17 protein-coding genes are annotated in these 24,592 nt (G+C 66.6%); 9 read left to right on the top strand and 8 right to left on the bottom strand.

The window, feature by feature from the left end; all coding sequences use genetic code 11:
- Positions 1 to 282 precede the first annotated feature (282 nt).
- Together ABZS43_RS26005 and ABZS43_RS26000 are read right to left on the bottom strand one after the other, a co-directional pair.
- A complete protein-coding gene (locus ABZS43_RS26005; protein WP_355038578.1) occupies positions 283 to 942 on the bottom strand; it encodes an SDR family oxidoreductase in 660 nt (219 codons plus the stop codon).
- Positions 943 to 1,013: 71 nt separating this feature from the next.
- Entirely contained in the window at positions 1,014 to 1,496 is a 483-nt protein-coding gene (locus ABZS43_RS26000; protein WP_355038577.1) for a DUF2599 domain-containing protein, read from the bottom strand.
- Between the two features lie 212 nt (positions 1,497 to 1,708).
- Here ABZS43_RS26000 and ABZS43_RS25995 point away from each other — a divergent pair, with 212 nt between their 5' ends.
- Complete coding sequence (locus ABZS43_RS25995) at positions 1,709 to 2,821, top strand: lipase family protein (protein WP_355038576.1); 1,113 nt, start codon at positions 1,709 to 1,711, stop codon at positions 2,819 to 2,821.
- A 6-nt stretch (positions 2,822 to 2,827) separates the two neighbouring features.
- Here the strand turns inward: ABZS43_RS25995 and ABZS43_RS25990 are convergent, their stop codons facing one another.
- Complete coding sequence (locus ABZS43_RS25990) at positions 2,828 to 3,067, bottom strand: hypothetical protein (protein WP_355038575.1); 240 nt, start codon at positions 3,065 to 3,067, stop codon at positions 2,828 to 2,830.
- 477 nt (positions 3,068 to 3,544) lie between these two features.
- Between ABZS43_RS25990 and ABZS43_RS25985 the strand changes: the two genes are divergently transcribed.
- A complete protein-coding gene (locus tag ABZS43_RS25985) occupies positions 3,545 to 4,972 on the top strand; it encodes a lipase family protein (RefSeq protein ID WP_355038574.1) in 1,428 nt (475 codons plus the stop codon).
- A 54-nt stretch (positions 4,973 to 5,026) separates the two neighbouring features.
- Positions 5,027 to 6,115: a fused (3R)-hydroxyacyl-ACP dehydratase subunits HadA/HadB gene (locus ABZS43_RS25980; RefSeq protein WP_355038573.1), complete on the top strand. Its 1,089-nt coding sequence runs from the start codon at positions 5,027 to 5,029 to the stop codon at positions 6,113 to 6,115.
- Between the two features lie 61 nt (positions 6,116 to 6,176).
- Here the strand turns inward: ABZS43_RS25980 and ABZS43_RS25975 are convergent, their stop codons facing one another.
- The 3 genes from ABZS43_RS25975 to ABZS43_RS25965 all read right to left on the bottom strand — a co-directional run bounded on the left by ABZS43_RS25975 (position 6,177) and on the right by ABZS43_RS25965 (position 9,249).
- Positions 6,177 to 6,671 (bottom strand): DUF3558 family protein, encoded by a 495-nt coding sequence (locus ABZS43_RS25975; RefSeq protein WP_355038572.1) that lies wholly within the window; start codon positions 6,669 to 6,671, stop codon positions 6,177 to 6,179.
- Between the two features lie 122 nt (positions 6,672 to 6,793).
- On the bottom strand, positions 6,794 to 7,000 hold the full coding sequence (locus ABZS43_RS25970) for a hypothetical protein (protein WP_355038571.1): 207 nt from the start codon (positions 6,998 to 7,000) through the stop codon (positions 6,794 to 6,796).
- A gap of 149 nt (positions 7,001 to 7,149) precedes the next feature.
- Positions 7,150 to 9,249, bottom strand: coding sequence for an AMP-binding protein (locus tag ABZS43_RS25965; protein WP_355038570.1), 2,100 nt, complete (start codon positions 9,247 to 9,249; stop codon positions 7,150 to 7,152).
- A gap of 436 nt (positions 9,250 to 9,685) precedes the next feature.
- Between ABZS43_RS25965 and ABZS43_RS25960 the strand changes: the two genes are divergently transcribed.
- Together ABZS43_RS25960 and ABZS43_RS25955 are read left to right on the top strand one after the other, a co-directional pair.
- Positions 9,686 to 10,324 carry a TetR family transcriptional regulator gene (locus ABZS43_RS25960; RefSeq protein ID WP_355038569.1) on the top strand — a complete coding sequence of 213 codons (639 nt, stop codon included), beginning with the start codon at positions 9,686 to 9,688 and terminating at the stop codon, positions 10,322 to 10,324.
- Positions 10,321 to 10,911, top strand: a complete 591-nt coding sequence (locus ABZS43_RS25955) for a hypothetical protein (RefSeq protein ID WP_355038568.1) — start codon at positions 10,321 to 10,323, stop codon at positions 10,909 to 10,911. The genes ABZS43_RS25960 and ABZS43_RS25955 overlap by 4 nt, the downstream gene beginning before the upstream one ends.
- 78 nt (positions 10,912 to 10,989) lie before the next feature.
- Here ABZS43_RS25955 and ABZS43_RS25950 read toward each other — a convergent pair whose 3' ends face one another.
- Entirely contained in the window at positions 10,990 to 12,540 is a 1,551-nt protein-coding gene (locus tag ABZS43_RS25950) for an acyl-CoA carboxylase subunit beta (RefSeq protein ID WP_355038567.1), read from the bottom strand.
- A 580-nt stretch (positions 12,541 to 13,120) separates the two neighbouring features.
- Between ABZS43_RS25950 and ABZS43_RS25945 the strand changes: the two genes are divergently transcribed.
- Both ABZS43_RS25945 and ABZS43_RS25940 read left to right on the top strand, forming a co-directional pair.
- Positions 13,121 to 14,152 carry a transcriptional regulator gene (locus ABZS43_RS25945; RefSeq protein WP_355038566.1) on the top strand — a complete coding sequence of 344 codons (1,032 nt, stop codon included), beginning with the start codon at positions 13,121 to 13,123 and terminating at the stop codon, positions 14,150 to 14,152.
- A 201-nt stretch (positions 14,153 to 14,353) separates the two neighbouring features.
- Positions 14,354 to 15,409 carry an alpha/beta hydrolase family protein gene (locus tag ABZS43_RS25940; protein WP_355038565.1) on the top strand — a complete coding sequence of 352 codons (1,056 nt, stop codon included), beginning with the start codon at positions 14,354 to 14,356 and terminating at the stop codon, positions 15,407 to 15,409.
- Positions 15,410 to 15,556: 147 nt separating this feature from the next.
- Here ABZS43_RS25940 and ABZS43_RS25935 read toward each other — a convergent pair whose 3' ends face one another.
- Positions 15,557 to 16,507 carry a MaoC family dehydratase N-terminal domain-containing protein gene (locus ABZS43_RS25935; protein ID WP_355038564.1) on the bottom strand — a complete coding sequence of 317 codons (951 nt, stop codon included), beginning with the start codon at positions 16,505 to 16,507 and terminating at the stop codon, positions 15,557 to 15,559.
- A gap of 349 nt (positions 16,508 to 16,856) precedes the next feature.
- On the opposite strand from ABZS43_RS25935, the gene ABZS43_RS25930 reads away from it, so the two are divergent.
- Together ABZS43_RS25930 and ABZS43_RS25925 are read left to right on the top strand one after the other, a co-directional pair.
- Entirely contained in the window at positions 16,857 to 18,062 is a 1,206-nt protein-coding gene (locus ABZS43_RS25930) for a lipase (RefSeq protein WP_355038563.1), read from the top strand.
- A gap of 1,279 nt (positions 18,063 to 19,341) precedes the next feature.
- The coding region (locus ABZS43_RS25925) for an amino acid adenylation domain-containing protein (RefSeq protein WP_355038562.1) at positions 19,342 to 24,592 on the top strand (5,251 nt) is incomplete at its 3' end.

Raw genomic sequence — 24,592 nt, 5'->3', positions numbered from 1 at the left:
TTAGGTCCGTCGACCTTGCGGATGCAAGTACATCTGCACGATCGATTACATTCGCGCAAACCAATTTTCATGGCCACTGGTACGGCGGCCGTCGTCAGACCGGACGGTTCGTTGAGATATGAGGCCAATTCGCGGCGGAACGCTGCCGTGTTCGTGTCGTCTCCGGTGATCTGTGACGTCTCGCCGACGCGAGGCGACCCCGTGCGAGTCGAGGTGTTCCGGGCGGGATCGCGCACCGCCGCTTCGGTGATCCGCCTCCGCGACAGCGCCTCTGGCTATTGTTTAGCTAACTGCGGCGGCTACGGCATCGGCGATCGGGGTCTCGCCGGTGACGAGTTCGAGCGTCGCGCCCGCGGTCGCGGGCGTGTGCACCAACTCGGCGATGGTCGCGGCGACGTCCGCGCGCGGGATATCGCCACGGCCGAGCGGCGGCGCGGCGAGGCGGATCAATCCGGTGCCGGGGGTATCGAGCAGTCGTCCCGGCCGCAGTATCGTCCAGTCGAGGTCGCGTCGGCGGAGATCTTGTTCCGCCTGAGTTTTCGCATCGATATAGGCGGCCCACACCTCGTCGCTGCCCGGTGCGGGCGGCTGCCCCGCGCCCATGGAGGAGATCTGCACGAATCGGCGCGTGCCCGCCGACTCGGCCGCATCGGCGAGTAACACCGAACCGTCGCGGTCCACGGTGTACTTGCGTGCTACACCGCTGCCCTGCCCCGCGCCCGCGGCGAAAACCACTGCGTCCGAACCCCGCACGGCCGAGGCCAATTCGGTGGCCGTGTTCGATTCCAGGTCGAGCAGGACGGGGCGGGCTCCGGTGGCGATGACCTCGTCGCTGTGTCGAGGATCGCGGATGACGCTGTCCACGGTGTCTCCCCGACGAGCGGCGGCCTCGGCCAGCAGCAGCGCGATCTTTCCGTGACCGCCGACGATGACGATTCGCATCGATCGATCCTTCCTGTAGTCAGCGTGGGTGCGTTGGGTAGCTGGGTGATCGGCCGCTGTGTCGCGAACCGTCAACGCTCGGGACCACCGGGATTGCACGATGCCTGGACGGTGCCCTGATAGCCGACCGCGGGTCGCCACGGCTCGAGGTTCCAGCTCGGCTTGTTCGGTTGCACCAGCCTGGCCCATTCCCAGTGGCAGATGAATTGATCACGCATGCCGGGAGATTCGGCATCGGGAGATTGCGAGAGCACTTCCTGCCACGCGCGCTCGTCATTGCCGGGAGAGGTGGTGCGCCTGCCCGCGACGGTCGGGTAGACCAGCAGTCGCGTGCCGTCCTCGGTCTCGGTCCACTCCACGTGATCGATGAGGGGGAGATCGGCGTACGGGTCGAACGTGGGCAGCGCGACGACCTGGGACGCCGACGGGGTGGCCGCGGGCGGGGGAGTGACCGCTGTCTCCGGTGTCGGCGTCGCCGCGGTCGGTGGCGCGGTGGTGGAATCCTCGGAGCCGCATCCGGCGAAGACGAGTATCACCGCCAGACACGCTGTCATCACCCAGCGGGCCCGCGGCGAGCGGGTTCGTGGATGTCCGGTTCTATCCCGGGCCATCGATATCACGGTCCATCCTCTCGATCCTGACGGTGCCTACTCGAGCGTAGCCATTCCCTGGCACACCCGCGCCCGTCGCGCGCGAAGCCACCGAATGTGGTGGCTTGCCGAATCGGTCCGACGGTAGTGATAGTCGTTCGGTGAAATGGACGCGGATGGTTTCGGACACGGCGGCGATGGTGCTCGCGGTGACGGTCGCGCTGTCCGGCCCCGTGACGGCGGAACCGGCCGACGCCCCGGGCTCGGTGACCGAAGTGTCGCCGCTTCCGGCCGAGGTGTCGGTACCGGAGGCGAGCGCCGGGCACCGCCTGATCTATTGGTCGCGCGGTCCGCGCGGTCCGATGCTGAGCAGCGGTGCGCTCTATCTGCCCGCCGGCACGCCGCCGCCGGGCGGCTGGCCGATCGTGGCCTACGCGCACGGCAGTGTGGGGATCGCCGATCACTGCGCCTTCACCCTGCGAAGCCGCGACTATTACTTGAAGTCGGTCTACCCCGGTCTGCTCGCGGCGGGTTACGCGGTGATGATCTCCGACTATGTCGGATTGGGGACACCCGGCACCCACCCGTATCTCGACGGCCCGTCGCAGGCCCGCAGTGTGATCGACGGGGTGCGGGCCGCCCGCTCGGTAACCCCGCAGTTGGGCACCCGCTGGGCGGTGCTCGGACAGTCCCAGGGCGGCCAGACCGCGCTGTTCACCGCGCGGACCGCGCCCTCCGACGCCCCCGAACTCGACTTTCGCGGCGCCGCGTCGACCGGCGCACCCTCGAATCTGGAACTGGTAGCCCCGCTACTCGGTCCCTGGGTGCCGCGACTGCCGCTGCGGATCACCACCGCCTATTTCGCCATGATCGTCGCGGGATTGCGGGCGACCGCCCCCGAATTGGATATCGACAGTTATCTGACGCCCACCGGCGTCGATGTGGTGCGCGTCGCGGAAGAGAATTGCGTCGCCGAGGCCGACGCGTTGGTCCGCGATATCGCCATCGGCGACATGCTCGCCCGCCCGCTACAGGATCCGGCGCTGATCGCGGCGGTGCGGTCGATGCTGGAGATCCCGACCTCCGGCTATACGACGCCGCTGTTCGTCGGTCAAGGGCTCGCCGATCTGGAGGTGCCCGCCCCGCTCAGCGCGAAGATGATCGCCGATCTGCTGGCGGGCGGCGCGGACCTGCGGGTCGGGGTGTATTCAGAGGATCATCTCGGCGCCGCCCGCGCGGCGTATCCCGATGTGCTGGCGTTCCTGCGCCGGGTGCTGGAGCGACAGTGATATTCGTCAGCGCCAGAGTGACCGGCAGGGGAGCCGCCGTAGGCCGGGGCGGATCATGCTGTCCACGGTGACCGTCAGGCCGGCGTGCACGGCCGCCGTGGTGAATTCCCACGCCTCGGTGTGGGTCGCCGCGTACTCGAGCACAAGTGCGTCTTCGGGGGTCGTGCCGTCGAAGTAGACGGTGACGCGTCGGTTGGGAACGTCCACTATCCGCTGGTTCGCCTTGGTTGTCGCAGTGCCGTCCATGCCACTGTCTCCCTTCCGGCCGGGCGTGAGATCTCGCCCGCTGATTTCGACGGTAGGTCGACACCATGCTCAGGAACATGTTCCTGTCGGGGCGCTTGAGAAGTCACAGCGCCGATCGGCGAGCACTGGGAGACGCACCAGGCGTCCGTCCGTCGCCCGCACAACGAAACCTGTCACAACGTATGAATTATCAGCAGGTTCCGCGCAAGGGCGGCGAGGGGCGGGGCCGATGACGAGAATTGTTCATGACATGGCCCGCATCGAGTAACTTTTGGGGACACAGGCTTTGGGGGATGCCGCGTAGTTGTTGCGATTCGGCGTCGTGACACGCACAACTCGGGTACGGACGGGGCTTCGGCCGGGCGTGGCGGGTTAGCCTGAGGCTCTGCGCCCGGCACGACGAGGGGGCATTTCGAAGTCGAAATCCGCACACGCCGGGGCGCAGCGAACCCGCGATCGCACCCAGAGGCGTGTGCTATGAGATTTCTGCGTGTCTTCTTCCTGACGATGCTGCTCGTCATTCCGCTCATGGGCGGACGAGCGAATGCCGAACCGCCGCCGCCCGCGATTCCCGGATTGCCCGCGCTGCCGGATCTTTCGGGTCTGCCTCCACTGCCGGATGCCTCGGGCGCGATCCTGCCCGGACTACAGCAATGGATCGACGCGGTCATTCCCGCGCCGCCCATCAATGCTGTGCCACAGGTGAATTCACCGACGATCGAGATCGCGGGCATCACACCGGAATTGGCGACGCTGCGATCGGCGGTGTTGCCGGCTCCGGTGCGTGATCCGATTTTCGACGCGTGGCCCGCGGATCTCGACGGCTTGGAACCGGGGCGGTTGATCGAGGTCCGCGATGTCACCGCCACCGCGTCGGCGCTGGTTCTCATGCCGTTCGACCGGGCGGTGCTGCTGAAATTCCGTACCACCGACGCACACGGACGCCCGTCGTACGCCACCGCGACACTGGTGATCCCGGTCGGGGCGTGGCAGGGGCCGGGTGCGCGACCGGTGCTGGTGAACAATCTGCCGATCGACGGGCTCGGCCGCGAATGTACGCCCGGCTACACCATGGCGCACGGCTGGGACAGTGAGATCAGCGTGACCGACTACATTCCGCCGACGATGCAGCTCGCGCTACTGCGTGGATACGCGGTGCTGGTCCCGGATCACGAGGGGCCGTGGATGGCCTACGCCGAGCCAGTGGTCGCCGGTCACGCGGTGCTGGATTCGATCCGCGCGGTGCGTGGACTGCTACCCGACGATTTCGGCGCCAGCCGATTCGGGATGGTCGGGTATTCCGGCGGTGCGATCGCGACGCACGGTGCGGTGAAGGTAATGCCCGAATACGCACCGGAACTGATCGATGTCGTGGCAGGGGCGGCATTCGGCGGGGTGCCTGCCGACTACGAGATCCTGTCGCGCAGCATGAACGCCAACCTCGCCTCGGGGGTGTTCATGGGGGCGGTGCTCGGTATCGCGCGCGAGCGCACCGAGATTCTCGGACGGATGAACAACCTCGCGCAGTGGATCGCGACCTCGCCGGTGAAAGATCTGTGCGCCAGCGTCTTCGGCGCCGCCGGACTCCTGCTGTTGCCGATCGATATCGCCGCGAATTTCCCCGACCCGTTGAATTCGGACTTCGCGGCGCAGATCTACCGGGTGACCAAGATGGAAGGGATGAAATCACCCGTCCCGCTGTATATCTACAACGGCGAGCAGGAGTGGTGGATCCCGGCCGAGGGCGCCAGAAATCTCTTTCGCGAACAGTGTGCCCTCGGGGTGAGTGCCGTCTACCGCAGTGTGCTCGGCGAGCATGTCATCGCCGCCGGTCTAGGATTTCCCGAGGCGATGATCTGGATGGATCAGCGGCTGCAAGGGGTGCCCGCACCCAACGAGTGCTGAATCCGATGCGGCCCGGATGGTTGCGCTCGCCCGGCTCCGGGCGATCTACTCGATGTGAGCGCATTTTCCACCATCACTCCCGCGATGACCCCGTCCGAACAGGCCGAATCCCTGGTCGGACGCCACTACCGGATGGTCGATCACTACGAGGTGGGGCGGGAGAAGATCCGCGAGTTCGCCCGTGCGCTGCGGGACGGGCATCCGGCACACCGGGACGAGGCCGCCGCGGCGGCACTCGGTTACGACGGCCTGATCGCCCCGCTCACCTTCCCGGCGATCCTCTGGATCACGGTGCAGCGCATGCTGTTCCAGTCGGTGCTCAGCGGTTACGACCTCGGCCAGGTACTGCATACCGAGCAGCGGATCCGGATGCGTCGTCCGCTGGTCGCGGGTGACCGGCTGCGGTGCGACTCCTTCGTCGAATCCTTCCGGCGATTCGGCGACAAGGATTTCATGGTCATCGAGAACGTCCTCACCGACCAGCACGGGGAACCGGTGCAATCCGCACACACGACCGTGGTCGCGCAGACCGGGGCGTCGGTGGCGGATGAGCTGGCCCGCGCCGTCGACGGGGTGATCCTGAGCGGTCAGGCACTCGGTGACCGGCGGGCCGACGATCCTGCCGACGACGATCTGCTGAGGGCGGCGGGCCTGCTCGAATGCCAGGAGGGCCGCGATACGACCAGGTGGTTCGCCCAACCGCCGAAGCGAGGGTCGCGTAGCGTCCCGGCCGTCGAAGACCTCGCCGTCGGGACCGCGCTGCCCCCGCTTCTCGTACCGCTGACCCGCGGTGATCTGGTCAACTACGCGGGGGTTTCCGGCGACGCCAACCCCATCCATTTCAGCGACGCGGTCGCGCGGGCGGCTGGACTGCCCGCGGTGATCTCGCACGGTTTGCTCACGATGGGACTCGGCGCCGGATATCTGACCTCCTGGCTGGGCGATCCCGCGGCGGTCACCGAGTACGCGGTGCGATTCGCGGGCTTCGTCCCTGTCGAATCCACCCGGCACAGCACGATCGAGTTCAACGGCCGTGTGAAAGCCATCGACGCCGATCGCAGATCGGCCACCGTCGCCATCACGGCGACGTGCGAGGAGCGCAAACTGTTCGGGCGCGCCACCGCGGAGGTCCTGTTGCGCTGAATCGCCGGGTTGCGGGACGTCGACCCGCTCGCCGGTGAGCCGATGCCGACCGGCGCGGCGTTCACGGCAGCGCGGGAACCAGCACGGTCGCCGTGCGCGCGAGCAGTTCGCACGCCGGGGGAGCCACGGCGGCCGGATCGGGGCGTACGTCCAGCCGCAGCCGCACCTGGCCGCCGCCTGCCGTGGTGAACGCGAGCGCGCAGTCCACGGCGGCGTCGGCGTAATCCGGCCGATACTGGACGCCGTCGCGTCCCGCCACCGTGACGTCGGCGAATTCGTGCGCGCCAGGGGCGTCGCGCACATCCCGCGCGGCGTCGCGGTCGGCGGAGAAGACACGCAGCGCGGTAGTCGCGCCACTCCATCCGCACCCCGCCCATCTCGGACCGGGCGCGATGGCGATATCCCTGCGCTCGGTCGCCGGATCGAGCCCGACCTCGCGGATCAGCGTGTCGGGGAGTTCGGCGCAGGGATCCCACGACGGCCCGGCCGTGGAGGACGAACTCGCTTCGGTCGTGGCGGCCCCGCATCCGGCGAGGGCGACGCACGCGAACACCATCGCGAGGTGAATCGCGCTGCCTCTGGGAGAGAAGCTGCCCCTGAGAGAGAAGCTGCCCCCGAGGGAGAAGCTGCCCCCGAGGGAGAAGCTGGGCCCGAGGGAGAAATGGAGTCGCATGCCGATCAGGTCATGATCGTGAGCGGTACCGGACCGGACCAGCCGCACGGCAGTTCGCAGCTGGCCGAGACCGTCACTTCGAGGGTGCCGCGCATACTCGTGCCCCGCGCTTCGGTGGCGCGCGCGGGATATCCGCACGCCGGGCATTTTCCGAAGTAATTGAGAATTTCGTGGGTCCGGACGACGACGCCAGGACGGCTGTACGCATTCATATTTCGAGTGGCTCGATCGCAGGCATGATATCGACATTAGGTCCGGTTCCGCTGAATCGTCGCCGCTCGAACATATTTCATCGGACTCACAGCGGTGTCGCCGAAGGATCATGAAATATCCAGTAGCGCTGGGGATATCGGGGCGGTACTCAGGGCGATCCGGGTGCGATGGAGCCGATGATCGGCGGATCGGCGACGCCGGGGCCGATGAGCAACCGCTTCAGGATTTTGCCGGTTTCCCCGCGCGGCAGCGAGCTGAGAAATGTGACATCGCGGGGGACCGAGAAACGGCTCAGGCGATGTTTGATGTAGTTGCGGACCATATCCGAATCCAGTCCCGACCCTTCGCGTTTGACGACGAAGGCGGCCAGGCGCTGACCGTATTCCTGGTCGGGGACGCCGACCACCGCCACTTCGCTCACCTGCGGCAGATAGGCCAGCGCTTCTTCGACCGGCCGCGGGAAGACGTTCTCGCCACCGGAGATGATCATCTCGTCGTCGCGTCCGTCGATGAACAATCGGCCCGTCGCGTCGAGATAGCCGAGGTCGCCGGTGTCGAGCATACCGTCGGCCTCGTTCGGCGGCGCGGAGTTGACGTAGCCGTCGAAGAGCATGTGGTTGGCCACGAAGATATGGCCGGTCGCGCCGATCGGAAGCGGTTTGAGGTCGGGCCCGAGCACCGCGACCTTGGTACCGAGCGGTGGACGGCCAGCGGTGGTCGGGGACGTACGCAGATCGGCAGGATCGGCGACCGTCGCCCACGACACCTCGGTGGAACCGTAGACGTTGTAGAGGATGTCGCCGTAGTCGTCCATGAAGCGCAGGACGGTGTTCGCCGCCAGCGGCGCGCCACAGCTGGCGACTACCCGCAGGCTGGAGGTGTCGTACCGTTCGCGGACGTGCACGGGCAGTTCGAGGATGCGATGCACCATGATCGGCACCGCGATGAATGTGGTGACGCGATGCTCGGCGATGAGCCGCAGGCACTCCTCGGCGTCGAATTGCGACGGTAGCACCACCGTCGCGCGCAGGGCGGTGCTGAGCTGCAATGCGGCCAGACCCCAGGTGTGGAAGAGCGGGGCGGGGATGAGCATGGTGTCGTTGATTCGCATGGGGATTCGGGACAGCAGCGCGGCGACGGTGCCGAACCCTTTGGGATGCGGCCTGCGTGCGCCCTTCGGGGTGCCCGAGGTGCCGGAGGTGAGCACGATCAGCTTGCCGGGATGGGTCGGCTTCGGAAAGTCCTTGTGCCCCAGTCCGATCATGTCGTCGATCGTGGTCGGACCGGTGCCGGGCGCTCTGACATCGCTGGCGTAGCGCGGGATTTCGGAGTGCAGGTAGTGCACGAGATGGTCGAATTCGGCGTCGACGAACAGCGCGGACAGTTTGTCGCGCTGTACGACCTCCTCGATCCGCCGGGTGGGCAGACCGGTATTGAGCAGGGCCACGTCGACGCCGAGTTTACCCGCGGCGACCATGACCTCGACCATGCCGATGTGATTCCGTGCCAGCAGTCCGACGGAATCGCCCGAGGTCAGGCCGGTCGCGTGCATGGCGGCGGCGAGGGCGTTCGTCCGCCGGTGCATCTCGTCGAACGATCGGGTGTTGTGCGCGTCGACCACCGCCGCGCGAGCCGGGGAGAAGACCGCCGCGGCCGCGTAGCCGCCCGCGAGATTGAAGCCCCATTCGGCGAGGCGGAGCAGCTGCCGGAAGCCGCGGTCGAGCCGGTAGGTGCGCATCACGCCGCTCGACACGATCTGCTTGGCGACTTCGGCGTGCTTGCGCACCGGCGAGTTCTCTCCGTTGACGACGACCGAGGTGTTCGCCCCGAGCACCAGATCCTCGACCCGCTGCAGACCGCACTGGGCCCAGTCGATGACCGCGGCGTTGGAGAGATCGGCGAGCGCGGGATGCATGCGGGTCGGTGCGAAGAAGGTGACCACCACTCGGGTGCGCTCCCCGTCCCCGTGCACGCGCACGGAGGCGAAACTGCCCTCGGCGGGGCATTGCAGTTCGAAGCCGTCGCGGATGCGTCCGATCACGACGCGCACGGTATGCGTGCGGATGCCCAGTTCGGCGGTGCCGACCCGGAAGCGCAACATCGCGTGTCCGTCGACGCTCGCCAGCGGTTCGCACGCTCCGATACCGGGAAATATCCTGGGATAGGTCTGCGGCTCCAGCAACAGATTCCATACTGCGGTGCGAGGGATCGCGAACTCCGCGACCACGTCGATGACATCGGTAACCACTGGCGTGCAATTCTCGTCGGCCGGTTCGAACAGCTCGGGTCGGCGGAGAATTCATTTGTAACCCTGGATTCAACTGTGGTCAAGTATCAGCGGTTTTGCCTGGTGAGAGGCTTGTCGAAGATCACGATTCGGGGCGAATCCAACTGTGCTCGGCCACCATTCGGCTTTGTGTGGGTAGTCTGGTGCGTGATTGCGAGTCCATGCTCGAGCCGGTTCGGGCCGGGTATTTTTCGAGACAATTCGTGATAACTCACAAATTGTTCCCTCGCGAATTCGTTCGTTTCATCGTGATGTCTTGTCGCTATTCGTCCCCTGGCTCGTGCGCCGGGCTGTCTCGCGCGGCGACGGTCGCGGGACAGAGTGTTCGCCGAAATAATGTCCCAGTGGGACAATAGTCGTAGACTGGGCCGTGTGGGAAGCGACGACGATGTCGACCGTGGATGACGTCGACCTGGACGGCCGCAGGCTGCGCACCCGGCGCAGTCGCGAGGCGATGTCGCGTGCGGCGTTCGATCTGCTGACCGAGCGCGGGTTCGGCGCGGTGGGCGTGGAGGACATCGCCGAGCGCGCCGGCGTCACCAGGCGGACGTTCAGCAGGCATTTCTGTTCGATCGAAGAAGCCGTGCTCGGCGACGTCGACCAGGATGTGCATCTGTTCAACGACGCGCTGTCGCGCCGCCCGCTCGCCGAGGCGCCGCTGGCCGCCTTCCACGGTGCCGTCCACGATTGGCTGGCCGCCGAATACGACCTCACTCGCCCGTCGCGGCTGACCCGCAGATGGGAACTGTTCCGGCGCATCGAGAGCGAACCCGCGCTGTTCGCCGGGTATCAGCGGATCAGGGCCGAGGGGCAGCGGGAGTCGGTGCGCATCATCGCGGCGCGCCTCGGCGTCGATACCGGCGGGGACCTGCGTCCCGCCGCGGCCGTCGCCGCAGGCTCGGGCATGCTGCTCGCCGCGTCGCAGGCCTGGGCGAGTGGCCCGGATCCCACCGCCCTGCCCCGGCTCGTCGACCGATTCTTCGCGACGCTCGGCGGGCTGGTCACCGACATCCAGTACGAGGAGTTCGTTCCATGAACGCCGGGTCTGTCGATATCGTCCGCCGGACGTGCCGCCGCGTCGGTTTGGATCGCAATCCGATGCGCAGGCGCGAGGATCGGTGGCAATCGGGCGTCGGGATACTGCTCGCGGTGCTCGTACTCGTCACCGTGCCACTGGTCGCGGTGCTGATCGGCAGACCGATCTACGACGCGGAAACCCGTGCGGTGCAGCAGGAGACCGCGCGCCTGCATCGGGTGGACGCGACCGTGACCGAAGTCGGGAAGACGCCGCTGTACGCTCCGATCACCCCGGTGAAGGTGTCGTGGCGAGACGCGGACGGGACGGCGCGTTCCGGCGACTACCACTCCAATGTGCTGGTCGAAGTCGGTGCGATCGTTCCGGTTCGGCTCGACGCCACCGGCCGCCTCGTGGAGCCGCCGTCGCCCGCGCGGCCCATGAGCCGCGCCGTGCTCACCTGCGCGGCGGTCGTCGCGGCGACGGTGATCGCCTGCGCGGGTGGATATCTGGTGCTGCGCTGCGGGCTGGATCGACGGCGCGCACGGCTCTGGGAAACCGAATGGGCGGCAGCGGGACTTACCTGGGGTGGCCGCGGCGCGAACTGAAAGCCGGTGCGCGGCGGGCGAAGTGCGGCATGCCCGCCGCGCGAGGGTAGGGAACGAGCACGGCGGGCAGCCGGAGAATCAGACGGGGAAGAGGCTGTGCTTGCGCGGATTCGGCTTGGGCACCGAGCCCTTGTCTCGCAGGATCCGCAGCGCCTTACGAATCTCGAGGCGCGTCTGGGACGGCTCGATCACCGCATCGATATAACCGCGTTCGGCCGCGATCCACGGCGTGGCCATGGTGGCGTTGTAGAAGTCGATCATCTGCTGACGCACCGCGGGACGCTCGTCGGCCGGGGCGGCCTCGAGCTGCCTGCGCCCGATGATCCCCACCATGCTCTCCGCGCCCATCACGGCGATGCGTGCGGTCGGCCAAGCCAGGCTGATATCGGCGCCGAGCTGTTTGCAGCCCATCACCGCGTAGCCGCCGCCGTACGCCTTGCGGGTCACCACGGTCACGATGGGCACGGTCGCCTCGATGACCGCGCGGAAGAAACGTCCGCCGCGTTTGATGACGCCCGCGCGCTCCTCCTCGACACCGGGCAGCACGCCCGGGGTGTCGACCACGAAGACGACGGGCAGGCCGAAGGCGTCGCAGAGGCGGATGAAATGGGTCGCCTTGTCCGAGCACTGCGCGTCGAGCGCACCGCCGAGCACCTGCGGCTGGTTGGCGACGACGCCGATGCTGCGACCGTCCACGCGGGCGAATCCGGTGATCAGGTTCTTCGCGGTAGCCGCGGCGATCTCATGGAAGGCGCCGTCATCGAAGATCCGCACCAGGATCTCGTGCATGTCGTAGCCGACCTTGTCGGCGTCGGGAATGATCGAATCGAGTTCCAGGTCGTGCGCCGTCACGTCGGGCTCCAGGCCCGGATTCACGACGGGGGGCTGCTCGAGGCAGCTCGAGGGCAGGTAACTCAGGTACGACCGGACCCAGTCGAAGGCCGCCTGCTCGTCGGGGGCGACGTGATGGATGGTGCCGATCTCGGCCTGGACCGCCGCGCCGCCGAGTTCTTCCGCGCTCACGGTGTGGCCGGTCACCGCCTTGATGACCTCGGGGCCGGTGACGAACATGTACGACTTCTCGGTCGCGACCAGCACATCCATATTCACGGGACCGTAGACCGAACCCGCCGCGCATTTGCCGAGCATGACCGCGACCATCGGCACGAAGCCGGACAGATCCTCCTGACGGCGGCACATCAGCGCGTACCAGGCCAGCGAGGCCACGGCATCCTGGATGCGGGCACCGCCGGAATCGTTGATCGCCACCACGGGGCAGGCGTTCTCCTGTGCGAATGCCATCGCGGCGGCGACCTTGCGACCGAACATCTCGCCGACCGAGCCCCCGTGCACCGTCTGATCGTGTGCGATGACGACGACGGGCCTGCCGTCGATGAATCCGCGACCGGTGACCACCCCATCGCCGTACATGGCGCCGCTGCTGCCGGGCTGGCGCATCAGCGCGCCCATTTCCACGAAGGAGCCGGGATCCAAAAGCATGCGGACGCGCTCGCGAGCGCTCGGTATGCCCTTGCTCTTGCGCTTCGCGATACCGGTCTCGCCAGCGGGTTCCTCGGCGAGCTCCAGGATGTCCCGGAGTTCCTCCAGCTTTTCTCGCGTACCGCTCATTTGTTTCGCGTTGTCCTTCGAACTCGGTGTTGCTGCCCGTCCGCCGGTAATGGGCCGATTTCAGGTGCGGCGCTCGATGCTAGTCGTGATGAGACGCGCAGCACAGCTGTACGAGCAAACTGATGGGGCAGCTCATCGCGTGGTGCGCTCCGCTCTCGCAAGGGTAGCGGCGCGCGCCTGCGCCGCACCGGCTGGTCCTTGTGCTGGATCCCGGTAGATCGGCTGGTCGCTGGTGAGTGTTACAGAGTACGGCCGCGCCGAGGACCCCGACATCTAGGGTGGCCTCTACGCAGCGCCGGGAATTGCGCGGCCGGCGCTGCGTACCCCCGCGTCGATGGATCTCGGCCAGGGCATGACACGACCGATTCCCCGGTGGCTGACGAGTTGCCCGCGAATTCGCGAAATCCATTGCGCCATCAGGCATCGGACGATTACCTGAGACAGTCGCGGCACTCGTTCGAGCGAACCTTTGTGATCTGCTTGTGATTTCGCCCAAGGCGCGGTGTAAAGCCTGATGAGATAGCAAGTTCGAGGTGTGCGGGGTGTATTTTCTCGCCGTGGTGGCTAGCCTTCGATAGTCATGGTGGGTATGAAGGCCGGGTCGGGCATCAAGACCTTGGAGAGCAGACTCGTCGACCATTTGGCGTATCGCCCGCGTGGCGCCGCGCCGGGTGATCTGACCGGTGATCTGACGAGAGTCACGCGGAACTGTCTCGCGGCGGCGGTACGAACTCTCGGTCCCCGGTCCTCATCGGTCAGGCAACCGGACGAGATCGCCGGATCCGCCGTCCGGTGGGCGCGTGAAGGCGTCGCGCTGGAGACGGTGCTCGGCGCGTACCACGACGGCATCCGTTCCGGTCTGGAATTCCTCGCCGCCGAGGTCGGCCACGACGACGCCGAACAAGTGGTGGCGGGCACCCGGCTCATCGTGCAGGCGCTGGAGATGGTGACGGTCGCGGCCTCGGCGGCCTACGTCGAGGAACATCGACTCGTCGCCAAGGAACACCAGACCGCGGCGCAAACCCTGGTGTCGGCACTGCTCGGCGGGCACGGCGTCGCGCAACTGGCCAGGCAGACCGGTATCACCATCGCCCCGGTCTACCAGGTGGTCGCCGTGTCGATCCCGCGGCATCCGGACGAGCCGCGTTCCGGCAGCGCTGACCCGGCGGCCCGCAGGAAACTGCGCAGAGTCCAGGCGGCGCTGGCCGATCCGCTCGGCTCGCGCGCGCTGTCCCTGCTGTCCACCGACGGCGGCACGGTGCTGGTGCCCATCGAGACGGCGTCCGCGCTGACCCTGCCCGCCATGACGGCCGAGGTGCTGGAACTGGTGAGCGCGGTGGCCGAGGTGCCCCTGATCGCCACCGTCGTATCAGGACGCACCGAGCGGATCCCCGAGTTGGCCGCCCGTGCGCACGAACTGCTCGACCGGGTCCGCGCGGACGGGCGACCGCCTGGTCTGTATCCGGTGGCCGCCGTCGCGGAACCGGGCGCTGACGACGAATGCGGTCTCGGAGCAGGGATGACTGTGACAGATCCCGATCCGTGTTCTACCGGTTGTGATTCCCGCCAGCGGCTGGGTAATCGACTGTCGAGGCGGAGTTCGCCGACCTGATCTCGCAGTAGGCCCGAATTCTAGGTCAAGCGAAAGGAGTTGGGATCTTATGCCAGGACAGTCACGGATTCCCGCAGTGGCGCAACGCTTCGCGGTAGCGCAGACTGCCATCGTGATCAATATGCTCGCCGGGGCCGCTGTGCCGCCCTGCCACCGGGTGTCATCCGATTCGCGCCACGCGGATCGAGCCGTTCGCGTCTCATGAACGCACGAGTACCGATCACCGCCGCCGCGGCGATGGCCGCCGCCATCGCGGTCACCGTCGGCGTCGTCGGCGCGCAGGTCCGCGCCGCGCCGACCAATCCCGTCACCACCGTAACGCCCCCGCCTCCCGTCGATCCGAAGATGACGCGCACCGGGCTGCTCAGCAGTGAAACCCTCGGGCCGCGGCACGAGCGTTTGCATATCGCGTCCGCGGCCATGCGGCGCGTCATCGACATCGATGTACTGCGCGGCTCGGGGGACCAGCCGCGACCGGTGCTGTACCTACTCGACGGGGTCGACGGCGAATCCACCTCGGGCTGGCTGACCAAGGGCGGCGCCGCCGAATTCTTCGCGGACAAACCGGTCGACGTGGTGCTGACCAGTGGCGGCACCGGAAGTATGTACAGCGACTGGGAACGCCACGATGCCGCGCTCGGATTCAATCGCTGGGAGACATTCCTCACCGGCGAATTGCCTCCCATCGTCGAATCATTGTTGAAATCCGACGGCAATCGCGCGATCGCGGGTGTGTCGATGGGAGCTCAGGCCGCCATGATGCTGGCCCAGCGTCACCCCGGGCAGTATCGCGCGGTCGCGGGTATGAGCGGCTGCTATTCGACAGCCGACCCGCTCGGCCACGCGGTCACGGCGATCACGGTGGCCTCGCGCGGCGGGAACGCGGACAATCTGTGGGGCCCGGCGGGTTCCCCCGAATGGGCCGCGCACGACACCGTGCTCAACGCAGAGCGTCTGCGCGGGACCGCGGTGTACCTGTCCGCGGCGTCGGGCGCGCCGACGCGCGCCGACCTCGTCGCGGTCGCGGAGTCGTCCGATATCGCCGACGCGCTGAGCGTCGCGGGCGGCGGTATGGCGCTGGAGGCAGGCGCCAGGGCGTGTACGGAACGGTTCGTGGCACGGCTCGGGGAATTGCGGATTCCCGCGACGGTCGAATACTCCGACGAGGGCATGCACACCTGGGTCGATTTCGAGGCGCAGCTTCCGCACGCGTGGAAGGTGCTCTCGGTCGGATTGGGGTTGCCGGGACCGCAGTGATCCGACCACAGTGATCCGACCACAGTGACCCGACCACAGTGACCCGACCACGCGGCTGGCGCGGAAGTGGGGCCTCGAATCGCATGGCGGCCTGCCGGATCGGCGGGCTCGTCGGCGCGAGTACACCGAATCGGTCTCGCGGGCAGTCTAATCCGGCAGTTGGAGATCGGCGGCGGCATAGCTGAACAGCGCTCGGTCGCCCGCACGGACGCTGATGTCCACCGACGCGCGTCGGTGTTTGACGTCGACAGCGGTGACATACCCGTGGAATTCGAGAGTCGCCGGGTCGGGGCAGGGCAGGGTGAGATGGTGGGTGTGGCGAGCGGCCTGGGTGCGTAAACGGGTGAGCCCGGTGCCGATGCCGAACGCGTTGGCGAGATATGTGGTGACGAGACCGAGTTCGATCGTGCTCGGCGTGATGTCGGTGGCCCCGGTCAGGTGCGCGTACCGGGTGAGATCGTCACGGCTGAGACCGACGCTCCACCGTGGCAGTTCACTCCCGATGACCGGTTCGCCGACCGCGATCGCGCCGGGATCGGTTCCGGTGCACCGCGAATGGATCGATCCGGCGGCGCGGACGTGTGTGTCCGAGCCGCGCAGCTCGGGTACCCCGGCCGCGTCGCCGCCGATGCGCGTCAGCAGGGAAGTGGTCGTCGTCTGTTTGACCGCGCCCTGCCGATCGACGAGTGCCGCCTTGATCGCCAGTACGTGGTAATCAGCGAAATGCCGGAATGATTCGACGGCGGCGCGACATCGCAGTCGATCGCCCTCGACGACCGGTCGCCGGAACTCGACGACCTGGTCCACGTGCAGAATGCGATCGGGACCGCCGCCGGGGATGAACTCGAGAAGGATATCGCGCAGCACCGGAGTCAGGATCGTCGCGGAGAACGCGGGCGGGGCGACGAGTACGGGGCGGCCGTAATCGCTCGGCATTCCGGTCCGATATCGCGGGTGGAAATGTTTTACGGCACGGGAGAATTCGTGAATCATATCGCCGCGCACCGGGTGGGGGCCGGTGATGATATGACGGTAGAGGACGGGGTGCGTCACGCGTGCGGCACGCGCCCGGCGCACGCTCGAAATCGTTTCGGTCATCGCGACTCCCGTCGATCGGCCGTGGAATGGCTACCGCGGTGAGATCTTTTCGTCCATGCTGTGCCCGATAACGCCGCGGGTGAACGGAATCCTCCTAATGTGAGGACAACTCACCGTGATGCGGCTGTCGCTTTGGTAGAAATCCGTGTCGCGACGAGCGCGGGTTCGGCGGGGTGGCTTGTGCCCGTTCCCTACCTGCCGTCGGTGTCATTCATGACCTGTCCAGATGCCGCCAGATCATCTGGGATACAGGGTGATCGGGACCTAGCGTTGGCGCAGTTTCGGTACCTGTCGACCCGAGAAGCGGCCACCGGCCCTCGAACATCGACGTTCTGTAGGAAGGCATCTGATGAAGCGAAGTACCCGCGCCCGACGGGGTCTGACACGTCGGACCAGCGCCGCGATCATGGCGAGCGTCTCCATGCTCGCGATGGGTTTCACCGGCGTCGCGGCACATGCCGATCCGGAACCCGCGCCCACCGAGCAGGCCCTGGCCGACTACATCGCGGCGGGTCGGAAGGCGGCCCCGGTCGCGGGCACCGGCTCGGCATGCAACTCCGGCAGCGGTGCGGGTTCGGGCAACGGTTCGGGCGACTGCTACGGCGGATCCGGGAGCAGTTCCGGTCTGTCCGGCGGATATGCCAGCGACACGGTCGGTTACGGTCCGGCGCAGACCGCCTGGCTGTCCGCCTTCGCCTACGGTCTGAGCAACCCCGATGTCGCGCCGCCCGGCACCAACGACTGGAACTGCAAGCCGACCGAGAGCCATCCTCGGCCGGTCGTCGCGCTGCACGGCACGTGGATGAACGCCTATAACGGCTTCGCCTTCATGGGGCAGCCGATGAAGGACGCCGGTTTCTGCGTATTCACCTTCAATTACGGCCGGTCGAATCTGATCCAGGGCGGTGGAGTCGGTGCGCTGCTGCCCGGTGTGATGGGTACCAGCTATATCCAGGATTCGGCGAAACAGGTCGCCACCTTCGTGGACCGGGTCCTCGCCGCGACCGGCGCCTCCGAAGTCGATATCGTCGCCCATTCCCAGGGTGGTTCGATGGCGAATTGGTACACCAAATACGAGGGCGGCGCAGGCAAGGTCGGGAAGCTCATCACCTTCGGGTCGACCCATCACGGCACCAGCCTCGACGGGATCGGCGCTCTCGGGCGTGCCATCAATAACTTCGGTATCGATATCCTCGGATTTGTTGAACTCTTCGTCGGACACGCTGGAATCCAGCAGACCATCGGTTCGGATTTCACGAATCGGCTGAACGCCGCGGGCGATACTGTCCCCGGTATCGAATACACGGTCGTCGGCACCCGCTACGACGAGGTCACCACCCCCTTCGAACTGACATTCCTGAAGCCGGGGCCCGGCGCGACGGTCAACAATATCGTCCTGCAGGATGGCTGCGATTCCGATATCTCCGACCACCTGACACTGATGTACTCGCCGCGCGCCCTCTCCATCGCGCTGCGGGCACTGGATCCGGTCGGGCATCCGCGGCTGGACTGCACGTTCAACCCGTGGCTGATCGGCGGTGGCGGTTCGATCTGACACCATGCCGGACGTGCACCGCGCCGGTCGGGTCGAACCCATGACTCCCCGACCCCCGGCCTGCAGGTGCAGCGCCCACCGGAACGGTCGTGCGCTGCGGCGGTTTCGCACACCGCCTTCGTACACCGTGGTCACTCCGGTGGAGATGCCCATCGAGCGGACTCCGCACCGCCGCTCGGTGGGCATCGGGCGTTCACGGGAGTGCGGCCGAATTCGTCGGCCGCGACGCCGTTGACAGCCGACCCCGCGCCGCCGGTTCGACGGCCAACGCCAGGTCCAGCGAATGGCGGTCAATCTGCTCGGCTGCCTCGCGCGCGGTATGCGCTGGCGAGTGCAGCGGGGGCGCATCCCTCGAAAAAGACTCCCACGCGTTGTATTGATGCCATAACCGACCCGAATCGGAGACCGCCGGTCGCTTCGCCCGCAGCGGACACCGCGTGGGACCGGTATCGCCACCCGATCGCACCTTCTCGGTCGGCGTTCCGGGCGCAGGGCAGACTGCCCGCCCGGGGAACGGTGTGTTTTCCAGTCCACTGTTTCGAATAGTTCGATCAGGCCTGCGCCATTCGTCGTATAACGCAGAGCATTCGACCACGCGGCAGCTTGTGAAAATCTACTTACTCACAGATGCTATTGAGTTACATATCGCACAATACGTTTGACTGTGCAATCCGATTGGGCGTTCGCTCCGAATACATGGCTCCATCCTGGCTAAACGCAACCGGATGGTCCCGTTTGACTGATGGCGACCAGCGCATGGCCCAGCAAACTTCGGTGAACAGTTTCTCCATGCTTTCGGGAATCGGATGATGTCGAAAGCCGGGATCGAGCGGCGGTACTGTGTCGGCGAGGTGGGCGGTGACCGTCTGTCGTGAGTTGTAACGCATCTTCCACGGCAAACGAACACGATGTGACCTACATTCCCGTCGCGGCAGTGTCGTAGGGTGCGTCTACACTGACGAATACCGCTGGCTCGCCGGTGGTCTACGAGCTCGATAGCTTCATCGCACGTAAAAATTGCGCGTTTCAAAACAGAGATGTCGGCAATATGTGGGCAATGGAGGTGGGGAGTCGCTGTAGTAAGGCCGATGGGGACGCGGTTGAGCGTCCAAGTGTGAGCGTACAGGTTATAACGCGTGGTTCTGGGATCGGCGCTTCGAGGTCAGGGGTGGCGCCGCGTCGATGAAGCGAACCCGCGTAATCGGGGAAATCGGATGCGGAACGCACGTGTATTGCGCTGTGCTTCTGTGCCTCCGAATATGATAAAGGGGTCACACGAATGAATCAGAAGTCCGACGTATCCGGCGGCACGATTGTGGATCTCATTCCGCTGTCGAGGGCGCAGTACGGCATGTGGCTGGCCGATAATCTGCCGGGCGGACCGCCGGTCAATATCGCGCACTACGTCGAGATCGAGGGCGCCATCGACGTCGAGGCGTTCACGCGCGCCGTCAACGATGCCGGACGCGAGACCGAATCCCTCACGGTGCGCGTCATCGAGTCGGACGGGCACCCTTACCAATTCGTCGACCACAGCATGGAGTACGACGAACCCGTACTCGATCTCAGCGGCGAGGCCGATCCCGTCGCCGCGGCGATGGACTGGATGAGCGCCGACTACAACACCAGGGCGCTCGATCTGAGCCGGGATCAGCTCGCTGTCACACGCCTCATCCGCGTCGGCGAAGACCGATACTTCTGGTACGCACGTGCCCATCACCTCGTCATCGACGGATACGGTGCTTTCAACTCCTTGAACCGCGTCGCCGAGCACTACAACGCGCTGCTGGAAGGCCGCGCGCCGACACCGCTCGTCGCGGCGAGCCTGCACGAGGTCGCCGAAGCCGAACGCGCCTATCGTGAGAGCCGGCGGTTCGAAGCGGACAAAGCGTACTGGCTCGACAAGGTGTCCGGCCTCCCGAAGCCGCCGAGTCTCTCGGGGCGCACCGCACGCTGGAACAAGGACGACAGGGTCGCGGGTCAGGAACTCCCGTCGCACCTGTCCGCCGCGCTCGATCGTTTCGCCGAGGATCTGCACGCCTCCGAGGCGCAGGTCGTGATAGCCGCGTTCGCCGCGTTCCTCGCCAGGATGACGGGTACCGACGATGTCGTGCTGTCGATGCCGGTCTCGGGCCGCGTGACCAAGCGGCTGCGCAATGCCGCAGCGATGCTGGCGAATATGGTGCCGATCCGCTTCGCGGTGGAGGCGAGCACCACCGTGGAAGATATCGTGCGGGCCTCGGTATCCGAACTCGTCGCGGCGATGCGGCATCAGCTCTACCGTTTCGAAGACCTGCGCCGCGATTCGACCACGCTGGACGCGTCCGCGAACTCGTTCGGCCCGATCGTCAACATCCTGTTCTTCGATTCCGAGATTCGGATGGGGTCGGCTCTGGGCCGCTACCGCGCCCTCACCTCGGGCGCACTCGACGACCTGCAACTGAATCTGTACCGCTCCGGGGCCGACGCCCCACTGTTGATAGAACTGCACGGCAACGGGAACCTGTACGGCCAGGAGGAACTCGACGCGCACGCGTCCCGTTTCATCGAATTCCTTCGCCGGCTGCTGGAGGCTCCGCGCGATACCCCGATCACCGATATCGATCTGCTCGACGCGGCCGAGCGGGACCGCGTCGTCGGGGAACTCGCGGGCCGTGACGGCGCGACACCGTCCGCGACGCTGGTCGACCTGCTGGCCCGACAGGCTGTCGCGACGCCGTCCGCGGTCGCCGTTACCTCCGGTGAGGTCGCGCTCACCTACCGTGATCTGGAACAACGGTCGAACCGGTTCGCCCGCAGGCTCATCGCACTCGGCGCCGGACCCGAAACCCTTGTCGCCATCGCCATGCCCCGTGACGCCGATCTGATCGTCGCCACACTGGCGGTGCTGAAATCCGGTGCGGGATACCTGCCGCTGGATCTCGCGCATCCGGCCGATCGGCTCGAATACATTCTCGGCGATGCCGATCCGATCGTCGTCGTTGTCGGCAGTGACGCCGGTTCGCAGGTACCAGGCGATCCGGCTCGCGTCGTGTTGTTCGACGAGGCAGGCGCGTCCGAGGACGATATCGTCGCCGACCCGATCACCGATGCCGACCGGACCGGACCGCTGCGCTGCGATCAACTCGCCTATGTCATCTACACGTCCGGATCGACCGGGCGCCCCAAGGGCGTGGCGATCACCCATCGCAGCGCCGCCACCTACCTGGTGAATTCCTGTGCCGAGGCGGGGATCCGGGCCGAGGACGTCTGGACCTTCTTCCATTCGTACGCCTTCGACTACTCGATCTGGGAGATCTTCGGCCCGCTCGTGACGGGTGGACGCATCGTTGTCGTGGACAGTCGGACCACGCGGTCACCCGATGAGGTCGTGCGCCTCGCGGCGCGCGAGAAGGTGACGGTGTTCAGCCAGACGCCCTCGGCGTTCTACCAATTCGCGGCCGCGCGGCAGCGGTACGCCGACGCGGGGGAACCGGACGGGGCGCTCGGCCTGCGACTCGTCCTGCTCAGCGGTGAAGCGCTGCAACCCGCGCTGCTCGCGAACTGGTACGAACAGAACCCGGGCCTGCCCGTGCTCGCCAACAGTTACGGGATCACCGAGACAACGGTTTTCGTGACCTACCTCGGCTTGCCGCCGAGTATCGCGGCGCCCGGTGCGCCGAGCGCGATCGGACCCGCGCTGCCAGGTCTGCGGACCTACGTCCTCGACGACCGACTGCATCCGGTTCCGCTGGGAGCCTGGGGCGAAATCTATGTCTCCGGAGATCAACTCGCGCGCGGCTACCTGAAGCGGCCCGCGTTGACCGCGGGCAGGTTCGTCGCCGATCCGTTCGGACAGCCCGGCGGCAGGCTCTACCGCAGCGGGGATATCGTGCGGCGAAACCACCTCGGCGAGCTGGAATACCGCGGCCGAGGCGACCTCCAGGTGCAGCTGCGCGGGTTCAGGATCGAGCTGGACGAGATCCGCAGCGCGTTGACGAGTCACGACACCGTGTCGTCGGCCGCTGTCGTGGTCCACCATCCCGACACCGAGGCGGCCGGGCTGGTCGCCTACGTCGTGCCCGAGGCGGGCGCGGTCTGCGACGCCGAAACCCTGCGCGCGCATGTCGGCGCGTCGCTGCCGGAGTATATGATTCCGGTCGCTCTCGTCGTGCTGGACGCGCTGCCGCTGACCATCAACGGCAAACTCGATCTGCGGGCACTGCCCGAACCGGTATTCGATTCCGCCGCACCGTATGTGGCCCCGCGTACCGTCGTCGAGGGTTTGATCGCCGACGTCTTCGCCGAGGTTCTCGGCGTCGACCAGGTCGGAGTGCTCGACAGCTTCTTCGATCTGGGCGGCAACTCGATCACGGCGACGAGTGCCGCGGTGCGCATCGCGGAAGTGATGGGGTGCGAGGTCTCCGTGCGAGACCTGTTCGGTAAGCCGACGGTCGCCCGGCTCGCCGCGCAGTTGGACGGGGCGCATCGATCGTCCAGGCCATCGCTGCGAGCGGTCCGCCGTGTCGAACCCATTCCCCTCGCGCCGGCACAGAACCGGATCTGGCTGCTCAACCAAGCCGACCCGACCTCCGGCGCGTACAACATCCCGCTGGTATTGCAGCTGACCGGCCGACTCGACACCGAGGCGTTGCGCGCGGCGCTCACCGATGTGATGCGGCGACACGAGACGCTGCGCACCATCTATCCCGCCGTGAACGGGCAAGGGACACAGGTGGTCCTGCCCGCCGAGCAGATGCTCACCGATCTGGATCCGATCCCGTGCCCCGCCGATCCGGACGATATGAGGAAGCTGATCGGTGAGCTGGTGTCGACCGGCGCCGATCTGCGCACCAGTCCGCCGATCCGGGTCACGCTGCTGTCGACGCCCGATCGCGGCCGCCACGTCCTCGTCGTCGTTCTGCACCACATCTGCTGTGACGGCTGGTCGCTTCGACCTCTCGCGGCCGATGTCGCGGCGGCCTACGCGGCGCGAGTGGACGGCAAAGCGCCGGACTGGCAGCCGCTCGGCGTGCAGTACGCCGACTACAGCATCTGGCATCGCGATCTGCTCGGGGACGAGAACGATCCGGAATCGCTCGCTTCTCGTCAGCTGGGGTACTGGACCCGACGCCTGGCGGGGAGATCACCCCTGCTGGAAATTCCCGCCGACCGTCCGCGGCCGGCCCGCCCTTCGCTGCGCGGCGATGTCGTCACCGCCGCGATCCCGGCCGAAACCTTCTCCGGGATCGAGCGATTGGCGCGCACCTCGAATGTGACGACATTCGTCGTCGTCCATGCCGCATTGGCGGTGCTGCTCGCCCGGCTGTCGGGGGATCCGGATATCACCATCGGCACACCGGTCGCGGGCCGTGGCGAGCGGGCGCTCGAACCCCTCGTCGGAATGTTCGTCAATACCGTGCCGCTGCGCACCGAAGTTCGCTCCGAGGAGAGCTTCGCGGGGTTCCTGACGCGGGTCAAGGACAACGATGTCGATGCCTTCGCCAACAGCGACCTGCCGTACGAACATATCGTGGACGCCGTCGAACCCCGGGGGTCGATGGCCTACGCCCCGCTGTGCCAGGTGTATCTCGTCCTCGAGAATATGCGGCGCGCGAAGGTGGAACTGTCGGAGCTGACGGTCGAGATCCTCGACAGGGGGGCCGAGCCCGCGAAGGTGGACCTCATCGTCACCGTCGCCGAGAACACTTCCGACGGTGGCGATGTCGCGGTGCGGATCAACTACGCGACCGACCTGTTCGACCGGGAAACGATGGAAGTGTTCGCGGAGCGCTGGACTCGGATCCTGGCGGAATTCGTGGCCGACCCGCGCTTGCCGGTCGGTGCGGTGAACATCCTGTCGGCGTGGGAGCAGGCCGAACTGGTTCCCGCGTCGGGTGTCGCCGGCGTGGAGTCGCGGGTGTTGGCTGATGTGTTGTGTGTACGCGATGCCGACGCGGTTGCGGTGGTTTCGGGTTCGAGGGTGGTGTTGTTCGGGGAGTTGGATGGGTGGTCGTCGCGGTTGGCGCGGTTGTTGGTGTCGTGGGGTGTGGGTCCGGGGGATGTGGTGGGTGTGGTGATGGGTCGTTCGGTGGAGTTGGTGGTGTCGATGTGGGCGGTGGCGAAGGCGGGTGCGGGGTTTGTGTTGGTGGATCCTCGGTATCCGGTGGAGCGGGTGTCGATGATGTTGGGTGATGCGGGTGTGGGTGTGGTGTTGTCGGTGTCGGGATGCGTCGACGTGGTGCCCGATGGCGTCCGGGCGGTGGTGCTGGATGATGCCGACTCGCGCGGGACGCTGGAAGGGTTCTCGTCGGAACCTGTGTCGGATAGGGATCGGGTGCGTCCGTCTCGGGTGTCCGATGTGGCGTATGTGTTGTTCACCTCGGGGTCGACGGGTGTTCCCAAGGGTGTGGTGGTGACGCATGGGGGGTTGGCGAATTTCGCTGTGGAGCAGGCTGTTCGGTATGGGGTGGATGCTTCGTCGCGGGTTTTGGCGGTGGCGGCGCCTGGTTTCGATGCGGTGGTGTTGGAGTTGTTGATGGCGCATGCGT

The organism is Nocardia sp. NPDC005366, assembly GCF_040606855.1.
Taxonomy (GTDB): domain Bacteria; phylum Actinomycetota; class Actinomycetes; order Mycobacteriales; family Mycobacteriaceae; genus Nocardia.
The sequence above is the reverse complement of the archived record's forward strand: the minus strand, read 5'-3'. Positions and strand labels throughout refer to the sequence as shown.

Coding starts and splice junctions, on each gene's coding strand:
- ABZS43_RS25995 (WP_355038576.1), top strand. CDS start 1,709: ATGGTTTCGGACACGGCGGCGATGGTGCTCGCGGTGACGGTCGCGCTG.
- ABZS43_RS25945 (WP_355038566.1), top strand. CDS start 13,121: ATGGTGGGTATGAAGGCCGGGTCGGGCATCAAGACCTTGGAGAGCAGA.
- ABZS43_RS25985 (WP_355038574.1), top strand. CDS start 3,545: ATGAGATTTCTGCGTGTCTTCTTCCTGACGATGCTGCTCGTCATTCCG.
- ABZS43_RS25990 (WP_355038575.1), bottom strand. CDS start 3,067: ATGGACGGCACTGCGACAACCAAGGCGAACCAGCGGATAGTGGACGTT.
- ABZS43_RS25930 (WP_355038563.1), top strand. CDS start 16,857: ATGAAGCGAAGTACCCGCGCCCGACGGGGTCTGACACGTCGGACCAGC.
- ABZS43_RS26000 (WP_355038577.1), bottom strand. CDS start 1,496: ATGACAGCGTGTCTGGCGGTGATACTCGTCTTCGCCGGATGCGGCTCC.
- ABZS43_RS25975 (WP_355038572.1), bottom strand. CDS start 6,671: ATGGTGTTCGCGTGCGTCGCCCTCGCCGGATGCGGGGCCGCCACGACC.
- ABZS43_RS25955 (WP_355038568.1), top strand. CDS start 10,321: ATGAACGCCGGGTCTGTCGATATCGTCCGCCGGACGTGCCGCCGCGTC.
- ABZS43_RS25935 (WP_355038564.1), bottom strand. CDS start 16,507: ATGACCGAAACGATTTCGAGCGTGCGCCGGGCGCGTGCCGCACGCGTG.
- ABZS43_RS25940 (WP_355038565.1), top strand. CDS start 14,354: ATGAACGCACGAGTACCGATCACCGCCGCCGCGGCGATGGCCGCCGCC.
- ABZS43_RS25950 (WP_355038567.1), bottom strand. CDS start 12,540: ATGAGCGGTACGCGAGAAAAGCTGGAGGAACTCCGGGACATCCTGGAG.
- ABZS43_RS26005 (WP_355038578.1), bottom strand. CDS start 942: ATGCGAATCGTCATCGTCGGCGGTCACGGAAAGATCGCGCTGCTGCTG.
- ABZS43_RS25970 (WP_355038571.1), bottom strand. CDS start 7,000: ATGAATGCGTACAGCCGTCCTGGCGTCGTCGTCCGGACCCACGAAATT.